Here is a 16,666-nt window from a genome sequence, read left to right as displayed (position 1 = left end):
TCATGACGAAGCAGGCAGCGCAACAGACCAACCTGTAGGGGGTCAATTTTGGACGCCGATCCCCCGGCTTAGGGGGTCAATATTGCAGGCCGAATGACACACAGACGCCGATTGCCTCGCGCATAATCGCGGTGCTGCCGCGCGTGGCGATGAACGGATAGGTCGCGAGATTGTCACGCGCGACGCGGATATGTTCGGCAGCGAGCGGCACCTGGGCGCGGCGCGCGTAAGTGATGGCGGCCCCCATCTCGCACGTGATGGCCTGCGCAAACAGCTCCAGTCTATCGAGAAGCAAACCGTGAACCCGGTCGAGCAGCGCCGCCCGCTCGGCAGCCGGCTTACGGGACCAGCCGGTAAAGGCTTTTCTCGCGGCTACGACCGCGCAGTCTACATCCTCGTCATCGCCGAGCGCGATTTCTGCGACCGGCTGCTCGATCGCCGGATTGACGACGATCGCCGTCGCCAACCCTGTCGGCTTCCGCCATTCTCCGTCGATGTAAAATTTGCCGAGGAAGCCGGCTTCCGTCAGGTGTCGAACGGCCGAGGTCATTGGAAGCGATCCTTGATCCGGTAATAGACGCCGACCAGCGGAAGCTGGGCATGCGCAAATCGCCGCCCGATTCTGTTTCAGATCTACCAGCCGCGCATCCGCGGCCACTGAGCTTCGATTGCGTCACTTCCCGCCGAGATGACATTGTAAAGTTCGTGCTGTGACGCCGTCGCGCAGGCATGATTGGGCAGAATCCTGACCTTCGCGCCGATCGGGATATGCGGGAGGGCTGCAGCCGATCTGGACCTTATGGCGAGGATGCCGTGCTCCTGGCTCGCCTGCGCGACGATCAGATTCGGATAGAGTTGGCCGGACAGATCGCAGACGAGACCGTAACCTTGGTCGACCCGCTGCGCCGCGGTGCCGCGATCACGTGACAGTGCCATCCAGCCCGCATCGACCAAAATCCATCCCTTCTCCGGCTTCGTGCCGATGACGGTGGCGAGAACCGAGATCGCGATGTCGTCGGTCGTGCAGACACCGACGCCGTGCATCACCAGATCGAAGAACATGTAGACGCCGGCCCGCATCTCCGTGACGCCGGTCAGGCCTTCGGCGAAATGGGCGGTCGGCGTCGAACCGACACTTACGACCGGGCATTCATGCCCCGCCGCCCGCAATGTCTCCGCGGCCGCCACGGCCACGGCCCTTTCGTTCTCTGCGGCCGCGACGAGGGCATCGGACGAGCAAAGGCTGTAGGATTCGCCGGCATGGGTGAGAATGCCGGCGAGCGTGACGCCGGCCTCGGCCAGGGCCGCCGCGACGGCGATGAGCTTGGGATCGGTGGCGGTCAGCCCGCCGCGATGGCCGTCGCAGTCGATCTCGATGAAGGCGGAGGGCGTCACGCCGGCGGCACGCGCTGCCGTGCCCAACATCGCCGCCTGTTCAGGCGAATCGAGCAGCACCTTAAGGTCAACGCCGGCTTTGCGGAGACGCATCGCCCTTTCAGCGGTGTGCGGTGCCACGCCGACGGCATATGTCACGTCACGGAAACCGTACTGCGCGAAGTACTCAGCCTCCGCCAAGGTGGAGACCGTGATCGGCCCCGGCCCGGAGGGATAGGCGCCCTGGGCAACCTCGATGGATTTCGCGGTTTTCATATGGGGGCGCAGCACGACGCCAGCCGCGGCCATACGAGAGGACAGACGGGCGAGATTGCGATCCAGCCGGTCTTTGTCGAGCAGGAGGGCCGGCGTCGCCAGTGCGCCGACCGTCGCGGTTATCTCGCGTGGCGCGGCGTTCTGGCTATCCGTCCGGCGCATATCGGGGCGTTGCATCTCAAGGTCTCCTAGCCGAACGACTGGTTGGCGACCGCGAACGTGCGCGCCGGCCCGGTCCATGGCATCTGCGTCCCCAAGACCATGGTGGTGGCGTCGCTGACCTTCTGCAGGCCGATGTTTCCAAGCCAGTCACCGAGTTGCGAGGAGGCGGAGGTGTCGATCCGGACGAAAACACTCCCGAGGGGCGCGAGCGCGGCCTCGATCAATGCGCGCGCATCGGTCGGGCTTTCGGCGATCACAGGGCCGATGACATGCCCGCGGCCGAAGAGACGGGAAATGGCGTAGCCGCGGGGTATGCCGTCACGCAGCAGGACATAGCCGCAACCGACCTCGATCAGCCGGTTCAGCATCTCGCGCCTCATCCAGCCGGTGGCCTCGTGATCGAGACCGACTATGGCCTCGAAGTCCGACGGAACCATCGCTCTGACGTTTCCGACCGGCGGCATGTCGCGGCCCTGGCCAGGAACGCCATGATGCTGGTGCAGCATGCCGATGCTGGCGAAGCCGCGGCGTGCGTAAAGCGCAAGGCCTTCGGCGGTCGAATTCAGCGTGACGATTCGTGGTCGTGCCGCCGCGAGCAGCGCGTCCATCAGCCGGGCCCCGTACCCCCGTCCCTGAACGGCTTTCGAGACGATGACCATTCCGGCGGAAGCATGGGTGTCGCCGTAAGGCCACCACAGCGCGGTCCCCACCACAGCACCCGCACTCGTCACCACGAAACCGCGGCCAAGCTGCAGCGCAAATTCCCAATCCTTGAGCAGATACGGCCAAGACATCTCCTGCGAGAGCTTCAAGGCACCTTTCAGATGCGCTCTCGCGAAAGGGACTAGGGCCACGTCTTCAATCTCGCGTTCTCCGGCTTGGGTAGCTTCGGTTGCCATGATGCGTCGACGTCTCATGCTTGGGTTAGCGGACTAATCGTCAGTGCCTGACACGGCGAGGTCCATCTGACGATGTTCCCGCGAATTGCAGCGTATCTTGGCTGCGACAGCATTACGCGATCAGGCTGACGCAGAGTTCGGCAGGGAATTGCATTGATGATCCGATAGAAGGGACGATGTGCTGTCAGCGTCTCGCCACGCCGCAGCGCGATCCCGTTCCGGCATCCGATGGCCCGGAACGATACCGGGCATCAACCGCGGATCGCTCCGATAGCGCGCTTGAACGAACGCTGCGACCTCGTCGGGTGACAGCACCGTAAATACAGCCACGGCTGAAACACTCTTCGATCCGGAATCGACCCTTCAACAGGTTGCACCCTGCGTGATGTCCGCAATGTAGTTCTTTATAGCTTGTGCATTCGGGGGAAGGACTTTGACTCGCCTCGGCAGCCCTTCTAGTCCATCGAACCGTTGCGGACGATCTGGTTGCCGGCCTAACGCTTCCTTGATCGTCGTAGCGAATTTGATTGGCTGTGCAGTTTCGAGCACAAGCATCGGCGTCTCGGGGCTCGCATGCATGCGCCCGACCGTCACACCATCCGCAGTGTGAGGATCGATCATTGTGTTGTAGCGCTCCCACGTGTCACGGATCGTCGCCAGTCGATCGGCATGAGTGCTCCTGCCGCTGCGGAATCCGAAACGCGCCGCCGCCGTTACGAAGCTGGGATCACCGCTGAGGTCAAACGAACCGCATTCCCAAAGTTGGTTCTCAAACAGCGATTTCGTCCGACGGGCGTCGCGACCGAGCAAGTCGAACACGAAACGCTCGAGATTTGACGCCTTGGAGATGTCCATGGAAGGACTCGATGTTTCAAGCGTGTCAGCTCGGCTTCTGACGCGATAAATGCCGCTGCGGAAAAACTCGTCGAGCACGTCGTTTTCGTTGGTCGCAAGGACGAGACGGGATATTGGAAGTCCCATCATGCGCGCAACATGACCAGCGCAGATGTTTCCGAAGTTTCCTGAAGGCACGGAAAAGTCAACGCCTGCTGACCTCCCTTCGGAGACTTGAAAATAGCCGGAGAAGTAATAGACGACCTGCGCGACCAGTCGGGCCCAGTTGATCGAATTCACCGCACCTATCTTATATCGTCGTTTGAATTCCAGATCGCTGGACACACATTTGACGATGTCTTGGCAGTCGTCGAACACGCCATCTATGGCGATGTTGTGGATGTTGTCGTCCTGCAGGCTGAACATCTGAGCTTGCTGAAAGGAGCTCATCCGTCCGAGGGGCGACATCATGAAGACCCGCACCCCTTTCTTGCCGCGCATTGCGTATTCCGCAGCGCTCCCGGTGTCGCCACTGGTCGCCCCAAGAATGTTCAATTCGTCGTGCCGCCGTGCCAGTTCGTACTCGAGCAGATTGCCGAGCAACTGCATGGCCACGTCCTTGAACGCCAGCGTAGGACCGTTCGACAATTCCTGGAGGTAAAGCCGCGTCTCGAGCTTTCGAAGCGGAACGATGCTCGAGGTTCCAAAGATCTCGGGCGTGTAGGTCTTTTCGCAGATTGCCTTCAGGTCAGCGGGCGGAATATCGCTGACGTAGAGCGACAGGACCTCGAAGGCCAGGCTGGGATAGGACAAGGCACGCCACGCATCCAATGTAGCGGCGTCCACACGCGGGTAGGTCTCAGGTACGTACAGCCCGCCATCCTCGGCGAGGCCTTCAAGCAATGTTTCGCAGAACTGTCTGCGACCTGAATGTCCGCGCGTGGATACGTAGTGCATCGATGCTCTTCTTTCGAGAGGCGGCAGTGCCGCCAGCTCCATGACCTGAGTTGTACCTTTGGGAATGCCCGATGGAGTTTCCAGCCGTCAGCGGCGGTCGCGCCACAGCGCAAAACGATCCTGCATCCGATATCCCCAGATCATGGCGGGCATGAACCAGGGATCGCCACGATAGAGCGGGATGGAGTCCGGCGGACGGAAGTCAAAGGCGGTGCGCGCCCGTTCGTGGTTTCCGATCAGCTTGTGGGCCGCGTGCATCCCGATCCAAGGCGCCCAGACGACGCCTGAACCGCAGAAGCCAGTGGCATAAACCACACCGTCCTCTTCGAAGATGCGCGGGAGCATGTCGCGATTCATCGCCACATTGCCGAACCAGCTGTGCGAAAGGTGAACATTCTCGAGTTCGGGGAAAAGGTTCACCAACCCCTTGCGCAGCAGGAGCTTTGGAGCCACCGGGTTACCGACACGAGAGCTGTCGCGCCCCCCTAACAGGATACGTTTGCCGTCGGGCGATGGGCGGTAATAGAACCCGACCTGGCGGTTCTCGGTCATCATCATGCGTTTGGGCATCAGCCGCGCCATGACGTCAGGTGCGAGCTCCTCGGTTGCAATGATCCGGCTGCGAACCGGGACCAGCCTGCGGCGCAGGAAGGGAACGGCGCTATCAGTATAGCCATTCGTGCAAACCAGCACCTGACGCGCCTGCACCGAACCGGCCGAGGTCACGATACGGAATCCGGAACCATCTCTCTCGATGGAGATGACGGGCGTATCCGCATGAACCGCGACGCCCGAAGCGAGCGCCACGCGAAGCAGTTCAGCGTGAAACTTCGCCGGTTGTAGCCCTCCGATATCCATCCGGACTGTTCCACCCCGGTAGACATCGGTGCCGATGTAGCTGTGCTGCTCGGCATAAGGTACGGCGTGAGACTCGATCCGCAGCCTCTTCGCTAATACTTCCGCGCTACGCGCCATCGTGTCGTACTGCTCATATCCGAACGCGCCCTTGAACTGCCCGACCAGCTGGAAATCGCAGGCAAGCCCCTCGGTCTTGATGAAATCGTAAAGGAACTCGCGGGCGATCTTGCCTTCCGCCTCGATTGCCAGCGCCTTGTCTGCGCCGAAGCGTCGGGAGATCGCGGCGTAATCCGGCCGTATGCTCGCGCTGGTTATTCCACCGTTGCGCGTCGAGGCTCCCTCGCCCGGACTCATCGCGTCAAAGGCCGCAACCGAGCGTCCCTCGCGCGCCAGCACCAGCCCGGCCGAAAGAGAGGCATAGCCAGCGCCCACGATCAGCACGTCAAGTTTCTTGGGAAGAGTCTGTTGAGGCAGCGACCTAAGTGGTGCGGCTTCCCACCAATAGGGCGTGTCCTTCTCTGCGGCTCTGGGCTCGTGCATGTCGCTGACTTCTCGTGTGTTAAAAGTGGCCTTGGATTACTGACAAGACGGATTCTGATCAGCCAACGCGATGCTTGCGACGTCTACGCTATCAAGAGGTTCTGCTGGATAGCCTTCAACGCTGTCCGCTGCCTGCCACCTGGGCTCAAGCCGTCAAATGTGGTCATCTCTAACGTCAAGCGCATCGCGCAGCCCGTCGCCGATGAAGTTGAAGCTGGTCACTGCGATCGTAATCGCAGCGCCTGGAATGATGGCAAGCCAGGGAGCGCTGGCCAGATATTGCTGGGCGCCGTTGAGCAGATTGCCCCAGCTGGGCAGCGGTGGTTGGATGCCGTAACCAAGGAAACTGATATAGGCCTCCAGAAGAATCGCACGGGCGACGGTGAGGCTTGCGGCCACGATGATCGGACCCGTGGCATTGGGCAGAATTTCGCGAAGCATGATGTGCCTGCCGCTCAGACCGACCATGCGCGCGGCCTGGACAAACTCGCGCTCGCGCAGCGAACGGACCTCGGCTTCGACGATCCTGGCAACCTCCATCCAGCTCGTGACAGCAATGATGACAGTGATCATCATCGGGCTGGGCCGGAGCGTCGCGGCCAACGCCAGCACGAGGAAAATCGAGGGGAAGGAAAGAAAGCCATCCACCGTGCGCATCAGCGCGGCTCCGATCCAGCCCCCGCGATAGCCTGCGGTCACGCCGACGAGCGTTCCGATCAGCGTTGACAACAACATCGCGGAGAATCCCACCAGTAGCGAGACACGCCCGGCCATCAAGAGTCGCACGGCCAAGTCTCGCCCCAACGGGTCGGTGCCGAAATAATGATGACCGCTCAAGGGAGGAGCAAAGCGGGCGCGCAGATCTATATAGAGCGAATCGTAAGGCAAGGCGTAGGGGCCCACGACGCACGCCAACACGAGCAGGGCGATCATCGCGAACCCGAGCAGCGCCAGATGGTGTCGCATGAACCGGCGCACCCCGCGGCTGTGCCACCAGCGAATTGGAGGGAGGTGGGCGGAGATGTCAGTCATAACGGGGGACTCCTGTTGACGGCACGAACCGGCGTCTTCAGCTGAGACGAATGCGCGGATCGACGAGTGCGACAAGGATGTCTGCGACGAGATTGCCCAGCACGACAAGGATGGCTGAGAATATCAACAGCCCCATGACCATCGGATAGTCACTGTAGCCGAGGCTGTCGAGAAACAGCCGCCCCATTCCCGGCCAGGTAAAGATGGTCTCAGTGACCAACGCGCCGGTCAGAATGCTCGGCAACTGCACCCCAGCCAGGGTGATCATCGGCAACAGCGCATTGCCGACGACATGCTTCAGCAGGATGCGGCGCTCACTTAGGCCCTTGGCACGAGCCGTCTTGACGAAATCCTGGCTCAGCGCATCAAGGGTCGCGGTGCGCATGTAGCGGCTCCAGACCGCGACATGGACCAGCGACAACACCAAGCTTGGCAAGATCAGGTGATGCAAGTAGTCCAGCACCGATCCGTCGCCGATCGTGTACATGTTCCCTGCAGGCACCCAACCGAGCTTCAACGTGAAGATATAGATGCCGACGAGGCCGAACCAGAAGGTCGGGACCGACAGCGCGACCATGGCGCCAATCGTCGCGCAATAATCGAACAGGGAATAGCGGTGGGTGGCACCGCGGATCCCGATCCAGGAACCAAGGGCGATGGCCAGTGCCGTGGAAGTCCCCATCAGCAGCAGCGTAGCGAAGAGGTGACGCCCAATCACCGCCAGCACCGGCGTTCCGTCGCGGAAAGAGTGACCCCAGTCGCCCTGAACCAACCGCCAGGCCCAATCAAAATACTGAATCCACAACGGCCGGTTCAGCCCGAGCTGCTCTGCCAGTCGCTCAATGTCCTTCTGGGTCATGCCGGGATCCAGCCCGAACTGCGCGAGAGGACCGCCCGGCATGAAGTTGAGCACCGTGAAGCCGATGATCGAGACGATCACCAACAGCACGATGCTTTGCGAAAAGCGATTAAGCAGGAACCCGGGCATTCGAGTCTCCATGTTAGCTTGACAGCGCCTAGGCGCCGCCCTGCGCCTATACGGGCCTCGGGCGGCGATACGTCAACTCGCCCAAGACCAAGCCAGCGCGTTCCAGGATTCGGTGCGCGTGTTGACGTTCGGCACGACGCCGGAAATGCCCTTCTTGTTACCCTGGACCGAATTGGTCTGGTACAGCGGCAGGAAGGGCAGGTCGCGGCGAACGAGCTCTTGTACGCGACGGTAGATCGAGCGCCGCGCGTCCGGATCGAAGCTGCGAGCGCCTTGGTCGAGCAAGGCATCGACCTCTGGATTTGAATACTGCGCATTATTCGAACCACGCCCGCCCTTCGCTGCAATCGCACGCGAGTGCAAGCGATTGGTCACGTCCGGGTCGGCGCCGATCAGATACGTGCTGCCGACGATCACGGAATCGAATTGCGATTGCTGCCAGAACTCGCCCCACATCACCGCGGCGGGCAAGTTCGATATCTTCATCTCGACGCCCAACTGAGCAAATGTCTGCTGCAAGAACTGCTGCACCTGCTCGCGAAGCGGATCGCCTGACGTGGTCGAGCTGGCAAAGGACAGACGGACGCCGCTTTTGGCACGAACGCCATCCCGCCCGGGCGCCCAGCCGGCTTGGTCGAGGATCTGGCGCGCGCGGTCCAGATTGTATGCGTGTGCCGGAAGATTGGGGTTATAGTAGGTGGACTGCCTCGGCATGAAGGTCTCCGTCGGAGTCGGCACGCCGTAATAGAGCCCCTGGATGATCGATTCCTTGTCGATGGCTGCGTAGAGCGCCTCACGGACTGCAAGTTCCTTGAACTGTGGACGCTCCAAATTCAGGTAAAAGGACTCGAATGAAGCCTTTGGGACCAGTGTCACCACTCGGTTCGCCAGCGCCTTGGCTTCCTCGTAATGATCAGCTGTGATGTACGGCTGCCCCATCAGGTCCACATCACCGCTCTTGAACTGAGTGTAGAGGACGGTGAGATCGGGAATGTATTTGAAGATCAGCTTCTCGATGTGTGGGCCTTCTCCGAAATATTCGGGGTTAGCCACGAGTTCGAGATGATCGCCTGCAACCCGCTTACCCCATTTGAATGCGCCGGTGCCGACCGGCGCCTGGTTGAAGGCGGCGTTGTTTGGATTGGCCTCCTTCTCGAGGATGTGCTTGGGCACGATGAAGGTTTCGGTCAGGAACGAAAGATAAGGCGCAAAAACCTGTTCCATTCGCCACGAGATCTCCGTGGGCGAGATCACCGTGATGTCGCGCACGAGGGCATGGCCAGCTGTGCGCCAACTCCGGAAGGCGGGATTGGTGATCAGTTCGAGGGTGAATTTCACATCCTCGGCCGTGAAGGGTTTGCCGTCGTGCCAGCGCACACCGTCACGCAGACGGATGCGCCATTTGAGGCCGTCCTCCGAAATGCCGCCGTTCTTCTGGTTCGGTACTTCGACGGCAAGGTTGGGCTCAATCTCACCCTTTGGGTCGATCCGGAAGAGCGCGTCGAAAACCGAGAAATGCACACCATCATCGACTTCAATGTGCGCCATCAGCGGATTGAAGACGGTCGGCTCTTGTCCAAGTCCGACGACGATGCGACCGCTCGGTTTGGCGGGGGCCTTCTGAGCGAAGGCGGGCGTACCCAACAGGCCTGGTGCAGCGAGGCCGGCAGCCCCGGCCACCATCAATCGAAGTGCATTGCGCCGTGAATAGCTCGAGTCAAAATAGGCTTCCGTCATGACCTCTCCTCGTTCTTGGCTGTGTCCCGCCGGTATTCATTGACTCCCGCGAGCGCGCGAGCGCCCCTTGGCTGCTCGCCGGGGATGGCAGCGACGAGCTCGCGCGTGTAGGCGGATTTCGGGTCCAGGAAGATCTGCGACGGCGGTCCGCGTTCGATGATCTGTCCTCGATGCATGACGGCGATCTCATCGCAAATCTGGCTGGCAACGCGCAAATCATGCGTGATGAAGATCATCGAGACGCCGGTCTCCCGCTGAATCTGATCCAGCAGCTTCAGGATTTGGGCCTGGATCGAGACATCAAGCGCGGAGACGGCTTCGTCGGCGATCAGCAGTTGTGGTTTGAACATCAGCGCACGGGCGATGCCGACGCGCTGGCGCTGACCGCCGGAAAATTCGTGCGGATAGCGGTCGAAGGCGCCTGAATCCAGGCCGACATGGGACAGAAGCTCCCGCGCCCGCTCACCAGCCTCTCTGTGCGGCACGCCATGCGCGACCGGCCCGACTGTGAGAATTTGCCCGACCGTCGAGCGCGGGTTGAGCGACGCAAAAGGATCCTGGAAGATCATCTGGATTTTTGGCCTTAGCGGCCTAAACTCGGCCTCGGTAAGCCGGGCGACGTCGCGGCCTTCGAAGAAAATCGAGCCACCGTCGCTCTCCATGAGCTTGATCAGCAGCCGCCCGAGCGACGATTTGCCCGAACCGCTTTCTCCGACAACGCCTAGCGTGCGGCCCTGCGTGAGATCGAACGAGACACCATTGACCGCAGGCACGATGCGCTGCGTACGGAAAAGCGCACTGCCGCTACGATAGGTCTTGACCAGACACTCGACCTTCAGGATTGACGCCCTGTCGGCGGCTTCCAAGGGATTGCGGTCCTTGCCGGTCAGGTGCGGCACGGCCGCGATCAGGCGGCGCGTATAGAGGTGACTGGGCGACTTGAGCACCTGCTCGGCACTGCCTTGCTCCACGCAATGACCCTTCTCCATCACCACAACGGAATCGGCAATCTCCGCCACGACTCCAAAGTCATGGGTGATGAACATCACGCTCATTCCCTTGCGGCGCTGAATGTCGCGGATCAGTTTGAGGATCTGCGCCTGCGTCGTCACGTCGAGGGCGGTCGTCGGCTCGTCCGCAATCAGGATCGCGGGCTCAAGAGCCAGAGCCATGGCGATCATCACCCGCTGCCGTTGCCCGCCCGAAAGCCGGAATGGATACTGGTGATACATGAGTTGCGGATCGGGAAGGCCGACCTCAACCAACAAGTCTATGGCGCGGCTGCGACGGGATTTCGCGGTCCCAACGTCGTGCGCTGCCATCACTTCCTCGATCTGCGCGCCCACGGTCATCAGCGGATTGAGCGCTGAGAGCGGATCTTGAAAGATCATCGAGACGACGCGGCCGCGAAGGTTGCGGAGCTTATCGGGCGAGATGGCTACGATGTCGGTCCCATTCAGGTCGATCGAACCCGAGGCAACACGTATCGCCTTGGGCAGAAGCCCCATGATCGCATTGGCTGTGACCGACTTGCCCGATCCGGACTCTCCAATGATGCACAGTATCTGACCCCGCTTCAGATCAAAGGAGACGTTCTCGACGGCGTGAGCCCGCTCCATCCCGGCCGGCAGGCTCACGGTCAGTTCGCGCACCGAGAGTGCCACATCTTCCGAAGCTACAGCCTGAGAGGCAGAGGCCATTTGAACAGTCTCCCCTTTCAACGGCGTTGGGTCATTCTGCTGCGGATTGGCTCTTCGGCCATTGTTGCCGCCGCGACGATCGGACAGGTCGAAAATTCGCCGCTCATTTTGCCATTCCCTGTTCGGAGAGTGCGACATGATTCAAAGCTTGGTGCTCGACAGGAAAAAGCTGTCGCTCAAGCCAAAACATCGGACGAGCGGCCAACTCGATCACTGAATCGAAGTTCGTGGAGCTAACAGTCCCATCCAGCTTGATTGCTCTTGTGGAGGTCTGTTCCTGGACAAGGCTCATCCAGCGTCCCTTTAGAACTTCTGCCACTGATCGACATTGACCCGGCATTCGCGAGTTTGACTGCTTCAATCACCCCAGAGTCGCCGAAACGCGCCGTATGGGCAGCAGGAAGTTCTGAAAACGAAGTGCCATCTGGCATTTCAGTCTGCGCCGCGACGAGAGAACTCTCAGGCGGCCTGCCTTGTGCACGGCACGGCTGCACGCGCTCAACGCCTGATGCCCTGGTGCTTTGGCGAATGAGGTGGGCGCGAGCAACGTGTTCTCGCAATAATAGCTTGAACAGTAGTCGGCAAACCGCAGAATATTCCGTCTAATCACAAATTCCCGCAGAGCACCTGCCGCGAATGCTCAGCTACGATAGGTCAAACGCCGGGAGTCCTCGCTTCATGAGTGCGCCGCTCATCCATATTGAATCAAGCCCGTCTCTGCCTCAAGAGGCTGACGTCGTCGTCATTGGCGGCGGCGTGGTGGGCGTGTTCACGGCTTACTATCTCGCCCGCCGCGGCGTTAAGGTCGCCTTGCTAGAGAAGGGGCGTGTCGCCGCCGAGCAGTCCAGTCGCAATTGGGGATGGTGCCGTCAACAGAATCGCGACGCACGCGAGCTACCGATCGCCACCAAGAGTCTCGATCTTTGGGAGAGAGTAGCACAGGAGACCGGGGAAGACACGGGCTTCCGCCGCTGCGGGCTTCTCTATCTGTCGAATGACGAGAATGAGCTGACCTGCTGGGCGAAATGGCGCGATTTTGCAAAGACGGTCGGCGTTACGACACACATGTTGAGCACGAACGAAGCTAGCGAGAGAGGCAAAGCGAAGGGCCGCAAATGGAAAGGCGGCGTCTCCTCTCCAACCGACGGAACGGCAGACCCTTCGAAGGCTGTGCCCGTGGTCGCGCGTGCGATGATGACGGCGGGCGGCACGGTGCACCAGCACTGCGCCGCTCGCGGCATAGAGCTCCGTGCCGGCCGGGTGAACGGCGTAGTGACCGAAATGGGCACAATCCGGACCAACACGGTGGTCATGGCAGGAGGGGCCTGGGCCTCTTCGTTCTGCAACCAGCTCGGCATTCGCTTCCCACAGGCGTCCGTGCGCCAGTCCATTCTCGCCGTGGCTCCTGGCGCGGCGGGTCTGCCCGACGCCCTGCACACTGCAGTCGTGTCGCTCACGCGGCGTAGCAGCGGCGGGTACACGCTGGCGATAAGCGGGCGCGCGCGAGTCGATCCAACGCCGCAGCAATTCAGGTTCGCCCGCGAATTCGTGCCGATGTTTGCTCGCCGCTGGCGCAGTCTCGCCCCTGGAGCATTCGAGGGCATGCGCCAAGGTCATGAATCCTTGGCGAAGTGGGCGCTCGATGAGACGACCCCGATGGAGCTGAACCGGACACTTAATCCCCGTCCCGACATGCGGCAGATTCGGCTGACACATAAAAGAGCTTGCGAATTGCTGCCTGAACTCCGTCGCGTCGCAATCTCCAATGTCTGGGCCGGCTATATTGACAGCACACCGGATGGCGTTCCCGCCATCGGTGAGGTGGGGGCGATTCCGGGCTTTATCCTTGCGGCCGGGTTCAGCGGACACGGTTTCGGGATTGGTCCCGGCGCAGGGCACCTGATGGCGGACATCATTACTGGTACTGCACCGATCGTCGACCCGCGTCCATACAGGCCGGAGCGGCTGAAAACGGGTGCCTGGGGCAAGGTCGCCGAGTTCTGAAAAGCAATCTCTCCGCCCGGTGGGAAAGGATGCTGGTTGGTGCTATGACAGTGCGTATGACGCTGAAGCCTCAAAGCCTTGACGCCGCTATGGCTCCCATCTCATGGCATTGCCTATGAAGCTCGATAAGATCGACATCAGGATTTTATGCGAACTGCAGAAGAACGGGCGGACTTCCAACGTCGAGCTCGCAGAGCTGATAAACCTTTCCCCGAGCCCGTGCCTGATGCGCGTCAAGAGGCTCCAGACGGAGGGCTTCATCACCGGCTATTCCGCCCAGATCGACGTCTCCAAGCTCGGACAAACTCTGACTGTGTTCGCCGAGATCACGCTCAAAAATCATCGCCAGATCGATTTCGCGCGCTTTCTCACGACCATCGAAAAGATAGATTCGGTCGTCGAATGTCATCTGGTTTCGGGCGGATATGACTACCTGGTGAAGTTTATCACAGCGGGAATCAGCGAATATCAAGCGCTGATGGAACGTCTCGTCGAGATGGATATCGGAATCGACAAATACTTCAGTTTTGTCGTGCTGAAGTCCCCGATCGTGAAATCCCATCTGCCTCTCGAAAGCATATTCAATAGCTGAAGAACAATCCTCCACCCCGGGGAGCATGGGCAGATCGCCGGGCCGGCGCTACGGCTCAGGCTTTTTCTGGCCTCGGAATGACAGGCGCAGTGATTATCCTTTCATCGCCGCGCGGACGTCCCTGTCTTCGAGGGTTTGGTCGAGCGTCATGCGAGTTCGTTCGATGATGCCGTCGATGTCCGCATCCGTGCAGCAGAGCGGGGGCGCAAGACCCAGCACGCCCTGGGCAAAGGCGCGGATGACGAGACCGTTGTCCCATGCGCGGTCGAATATGCGGCGCGCGGCGTCAGCTTCCGCCGGCAGGGGCGTCTTGCGCTCCTTGTCCGTGACGAGCTCGATTGCGGCCAGCATGCCGCGACCACGGACATCGCCGACAAGTGGATGATCGGCAAGCGCGCGAAGGCCTTCCATCAGGCGGTGCCCCGCCTTTCGGCCGTTTGCCAACAAGCCATTTTCGTAAAGATCCAGGCACGCGAGCCCGACCGCTGCACTGACGGGATGCGCGGAATAGGTGTAGCCGTGGCCGACGGCCGTCTTGCCGGCTCCGTCCGCAATCGTGTTGTAGACGCGGTCGGACATGAAAACGGCTCCCATCGGCACATAGCCCGACGTCAGACCCTTTGCGGTGGTCATGAAATCCGGCACGACGTCGTCTTCTTCGCAGGCGAAAAATGGGCCGACACGACCAAAGCCAGTGATGACCTCATCGACTACGAACAAAATATCGTTCTCCTTGCAAACGGCGTGCATGGCTTTCAACCAAGATGGCGGTGGCACGAGGACACCCCCTGATCCCTGAATTGGCTCGACGTAAAAAGCCGCAATGCGATCTGCGCCAAGTTCGGCGATCTTGGCTCGCAGGGCCGCGACCGACGCAGCAATGATAGCCTGAGGATGGGAACCGACAGGATTACGATAGGTATAGTGCGACGGAATTTTGTGCTGCCAGCTATAAGGTACCCCAAAGCCCGCATGAAAGGCGGGGATCGCGGTCAAGCCGGACCCTGCCGTCGACGATCCGTGGTAGCCATGCTCGACGGAAATGAACTGATCCTTCTGCGGCGTACCCTTGGCATGATAATAGTACCGAATAAATCGGATTGTGCTGTCGACGGCATCGGAGCCACCTAGCGTGAAGTAAACATGGTTCAGATCGCCAGGCGCCAATTCGGCCAACCTGGCGGCCAGCCGGATGGCCGGATCGGAGCCCAACCCGAAATAGCCCGTCGCGTAAGGCAGCTCGCGCAACTGCTTCGTGGCAGCTTCAACGATGCTCTCTTGTCCGTACCCGACGTTGACACACCACAGACCAGCAAACCCGTCGAGCAATTGATGTCCCGATGCATCGGTCAGGGTCGCGCCCTTCGCTGATCTTAACACCCGCACACCCAAGGCCTCGTGACCGCGATAGGATGAGACCGGGTGAACCAGATGTGCGCGGTCCAGCTCGATCAGCGAATTGCTCAACATTTCGGCCTCCATATCAACCCGAAACGCAAAGTAGGATATCGACGACAGCAGTTCCTCCCAAGCTGCGCCTGAGCCAAAGGAGTTTTGACTTTCGTTTTTGATCGACGCCGCATCTTATACCGCGGCGGCGTCCGCCGCGTGGCGGTGCTGTTCAACTCGAAAGGTTGCTTGGCGCAACTCTCTGCCAAGGCTTCGAGCCGATACGACACAATCTGCTTCCGGCTCCAGCGAAAGCGGCGCTTTATCTTACGCGATGCTCATTATGATGCTTGTCGTACTGGCACGCGGTGCCGAGAGGATTGGAGGATACCACGACATGACCGAGTTCCGACCGAAATATATCACTTTCGATTGCTACGGCACGCTGACGAATTTCGACATGGCCGGTGCGGCAAGGCGAGTCTACGGCTCCCAGCTTTCTGCCACGACGATGGCAAGTTTCATCAAGGATTTCGCCGCCTATCGCCTGGACGAAGTTCTTGGCGCGTGGAAGCCATACTTCGAGGTCGTGCATAATTCGGTAGAGCGCGCGTGCAAGCGCAACGGTGTCGTATTTCGGCCGGAGGATGCCCAGCGCATCAATGAAGAGATCCACACATGGGGTCCACACCCCGACGTCCCGGCGGGTCTGGCCAAAGTTGCCAGGGAGATTCCGCTGGTCATCCTGTCGAATTCCATGAAGAACCTCATCATGTCGAACGTCGAGAAGCTCGGCGCGCCCTTCCACACGGTCATCACGGCCGAGGAAACCGGCGCCTACAAGCCGCACATGAAAGGCTTTGAATACATGCTGGACAAGCTTGGCTGCGGTCCGGAAGATATCACCCACGTCTCATCCTCCTTCCGCTACGACCTGATGACAGCCTACGACCTGGGCATCAAGAGCAAGGTGTGGGTGAACCGCGGTCATGAGCCCGCGAATCCCTTCTATGAATACACTGAGGTCGCTGACATCGGCGGGCTCGCCGCCGCAGTCGGCTTGGAGCCCCTTCGAAGAAGTGCGTGAAGGCGTATCCTTTTCGGGCTCTTTCGCGGCACGTAGACCTTCGAAAATTTCAGTAGAGACTGTTGCGTGATGAATAAAGGGGGCGGTTCGACCGCTCCCTTTTTCTGTGTTCGAACTACTCATCCGACAGAATTGTGTTACTTCGCTGTCGAGGCATCATGGTGTTGTCGCGCGGATGCGGTCCGCCGCAAAATCGGAGAACCCTTCGATTCCTCTCCTGAAACCAGGAATCGCCCC

13 protein-coding genes are annotated in these 16,666 nt (G+C 60.4%); 3 read left to right on the top strand and 10 right to left on the bottom strand.

Features of this window, described 5'->3' with window-relative positions; all coding sequences use genetic code 11:
* Nucleotides 1-76 precede the first annotated feature (76 nt).
* The 9 genes from IVB36_RS16020 to IVB36_RS15980 form a co-directional block, all read right to left on the bottom strand.
* Entirely contained in the window at nucleotides 77-550 is a 474-nt protein-coding gene (locus IVB36_RS16020) for an aldehyde dehydrogenase family protein (protein WP_346731050.1), read from the bottom strand.
* 83 nt (nucleotides 551-633) lie between these two features.
* Nucleotides 634-1,827, bottom strand: a complete 1,194-nt coding sequence (locus tag IVB36_RS16015; RefSeq protein WP_247392106.1) for an alanine racemase — start codon at nucleotides 1,825-1,827, stop codon at nucleotides 634-636.
* Nucleotides 1,828-1,838: 11 nt separating this feature from the next.
* Complete coding sequence (locus IVB36_RS16010) at nucleotides 1,839-2,624, bottom strand: GNAT family N-acetyltransferase (RefSeq protein ID WP_018453197.1); 786 nt, start codon at nucleotides 2,622-2,624, stop codon at nucleotides 1,839-1,841.
* Between the two features lie 450 nt (nucleotides 2,625-3,074).
* On the bottom strand, nucleotides 3,075-4,502 hold the full coding sequence (gene thrC, locus IVB36_RS16005; RefSeq protein WP_247360895.1) for a threonine synthase: 1,428 nt from the start codon (nucleotides 4,500-4,502) through the stop codon (nucleotides 3,075-3,077).
* An 87-nt stretch (nucleotides 4,503-4,589) separates the two neighbouring features.
* Nucleotides 4,590-5,900 (bottom strand): FAD-binding oxidoreductase, encoded by a 1,311-nt coding sequence (locus IVB36_RS16000; RefSeq protein WP_026232480.1) that lies wholly within the window; start codon nucleotides 5,898-5,900, stop codon nucleotides 4,590-4,592.
* 153 nt (nucleotides 5,901-6,053) lie between these two features.
* On the bottom strand, nucleotides 6,054-6,932 hold the full coding sequence (locus IVB36_RS15995) for an ABC transporter permease (protein ID WP_026232479.1): 879 nt from the start codon (nucleotides 6,930-6,932) through the stop codon (nucleotides 6,054-6,056).
* Nucleotides 6,933-6,969: 37 nt separating this feature from the next.
* Nucleotides 6,970-7,920 (bottom strand): ABC transporter permease, encoded by a 951-nt coding sequence (locus IVB36_RS15990; RefSeq protein WP_018453192.1) that lies wholly within the window; start codon nucleotides 7,918-7,920, stop codon nucleotides 6,970-6,972.
* A gap of 72 nt (nucleotides 7,921-7,992) precedes the next feature.
* On the bottom strand, nucleotides 7,993-9,657 hold the full coding sequence (locus IVB36_RS15985) for a peptide ABC transporter substrate-binding protein (RefSeq protein ID WP_085361104.1): 1,665 nt from the start codon (nucleotides 9,655-9,657) through the stop codon (nucleotides 7,993-7,995).
* Nucleotides 9,654-11,357 carry an ABC transporter ATP-binding protein gene (locus IVB36_RS15980; protein WP_039798616.1) on the bottom strand — a complete coding sequence of 568 codons (1,704 nt, stop codon included), beginning with the start codon at nucleotides 11,355-11,357 and terminating at the stop codon, nucleotides 9,654-9,656. The genes IVB36_RS15985 and IVB36_RS15980 overlap by 4 nt, the downstream gene beginning before the upstream one ends.
* Before the next feature lie 678 nt (nucleotides 11,358-12,035).
* Here IVB36_RS15980 and IVB36_RS15975 point away from each other — a divergent pair.
* Complete coding sequence (locus tag IVB36_RS15975; RefSeq protein WP_247392104.1) at nucleotides 12,036-13,361, top strand: FAD-binding oxidoreductase; 1,326 nt, start codon at nucleotides 12,036-12,038, stop codon at nucleotides 13,359-13,361.
* 115 nt (nucleotides 13,362-13,476) lie between these two features.
* Nucleotides 13,477-13,953, top strand: a complete 477-nt coding sequence (locus IVB36_RS15970) for an Lrp/AsnC family transcriptional regulator (protein WP_018453188.1) — start codon at nucleotides 13,477-13,479, stop codon at nucleotides 13,951-13,953.
* A gap of 93 nt (nucleotides 13,954-14,046) precedes the next feature.
* On the opposite strand, the gene IVB36_RS15965 is transcribed toward IVB36_RS15970, so the two are convergent.
* Nucleotides 14,047-15,423 carry an aspartate aminotransferase family protein gene (locus IVB36_RS15965; RefSeq protein WP_026232478.1) on the bottom strand — a complete coding sequence of 459 codons (1,377 nt, stop codon included), beginning with the start codon at nucleotides 15,421-15,423 and terminating at the stop codon, nucleotides 14,047-14,049.
* 316 nt (nucleotides 15,424-15,739) lie between these two features.
* Between IVB36_RS15965 and IVB36_RS15960 the strand changes: the two genes are divergently transcribed.
* The gene (locus tag IVB36_RS15960; protein ID WP_018453186.1) at nucleotides 15,740-16,429 is read left to right on the top strand and encodes a haloacid dehalogenase type II; all 690 of its coding nucleotides are present in this window, start codon (nucleotides 15,740-15,742) and stop codon (nucleotides 16,427-16,429) included.
* Nucleotides 16,430-16,666: the final 237 nt, after the last annotated feature.

Origin of the sequence: Bradyrhizobium sp. 35, from assembly GCF_023073215.1 — a bacterium.
Taxonomy (GTDB): domain Bacteria; phylum Pseudomonadota; class Alphaproteobacteria; order Rhizobiales; family Xanthobacteraceae; genus Bradyrhizobium; species Bradyrhizobium canariense_D.
This window is presented reverse-complemented; position numbering and strand designations above follow the sequence as displayed.

What these genes read in the sequence shown, in the direction of transcription:
- IVB36_RS15975 (WP_247392104.1), top strand. Translation starts at nt 12,036, where the DNA reads ATGAGTGCGCCGCTCATCCATATTGAATCAAGCCCGTCTCTGCCTCAA.
- IVB36_RS15985 (WP_085361104.1), bottom strand. Translation starts at nt 9,657, where the DNA reads ATGACGGAAGCCTATTTTGACTCGAGCTATTCACGGCGCAATGCACTT.
- thrC (WP_247360895.1), bottom strand. Translation starts at nt 4,502, where the DNA reads ATGCACTACGTATCCACGCGCGGACATTCAGGTCGCAGACAGTTCTGC.
- IVB36_RS15965 (WP_026232478.1), bottom strand. Translation starts at nt 15,423, where the DNA reads ATGTTGAGCAATTCGCTGATCGAGCTGGACCGCGCACATCTGGTTCAC.
- IVB36_RS15980 (WP_039798616.1), bottom strand. Translation starts at nt 11,357, where the DNA reads ATGGCCTCTGCCTCTCAGGCTGTAGCTTCGGAAGATGTGGCACTCTCG.
- IVB36_RS15990 (WP_018453192.1), bottom strand. Translation starts at nt 7,920, where the DNA reads ATGCCCGGGTTCCTGCTTAATCGCTTTTCGCAAAGCATCGTGCTGTTG.
- IVB36_RS15970 (WP_018453188.1), top strand. Translation starts at nt 13,477, where the DNA reads ATGAAGCTCGATAAGATCGACATCAGGATTTTATGCGAACTGCAGAAG.
- IVB36_RS15995 (WP_026232479.1), bottom strand. Translation starts at nt 6,932, where the DNA reads ATGACTGACATCTCCGCCCACCTCCCTCCAATTCGCTGGTGGCACAGC.
- IVB36_RS16000 (WP_026232480.1), bottom strand. Translation starts at nt 5,900, where the DNA reads ATGCACGAGCCCAGAGCCGCAGAGAAGGACACGCCCTATTGGTGGGAA.
- IVB36_RS16015 (WP_247392106.1), bottom strand. Translation starts at nt 1,827, where the DNA reads ATGCAACGCCCCGATATGCGCCGGACGGATAGCCAGAACGCCGCGCCA.
- IVB36_RS15960 (WP_018453186.1), top strand. Translation starts at nt 15,740, where the DNA reads ATGACCGAGTTCCGACCGAAATATATCACTTTCGATTGCTACGGCACG.
- IVB36_RS16020 (WP_346731050.1), bottom strand. Translation starts at nt 550, where the DNA reads ATGACCTCGGCCGTTCGACACCTGACGGAAGCCGGCTTCCTCGGCAAA.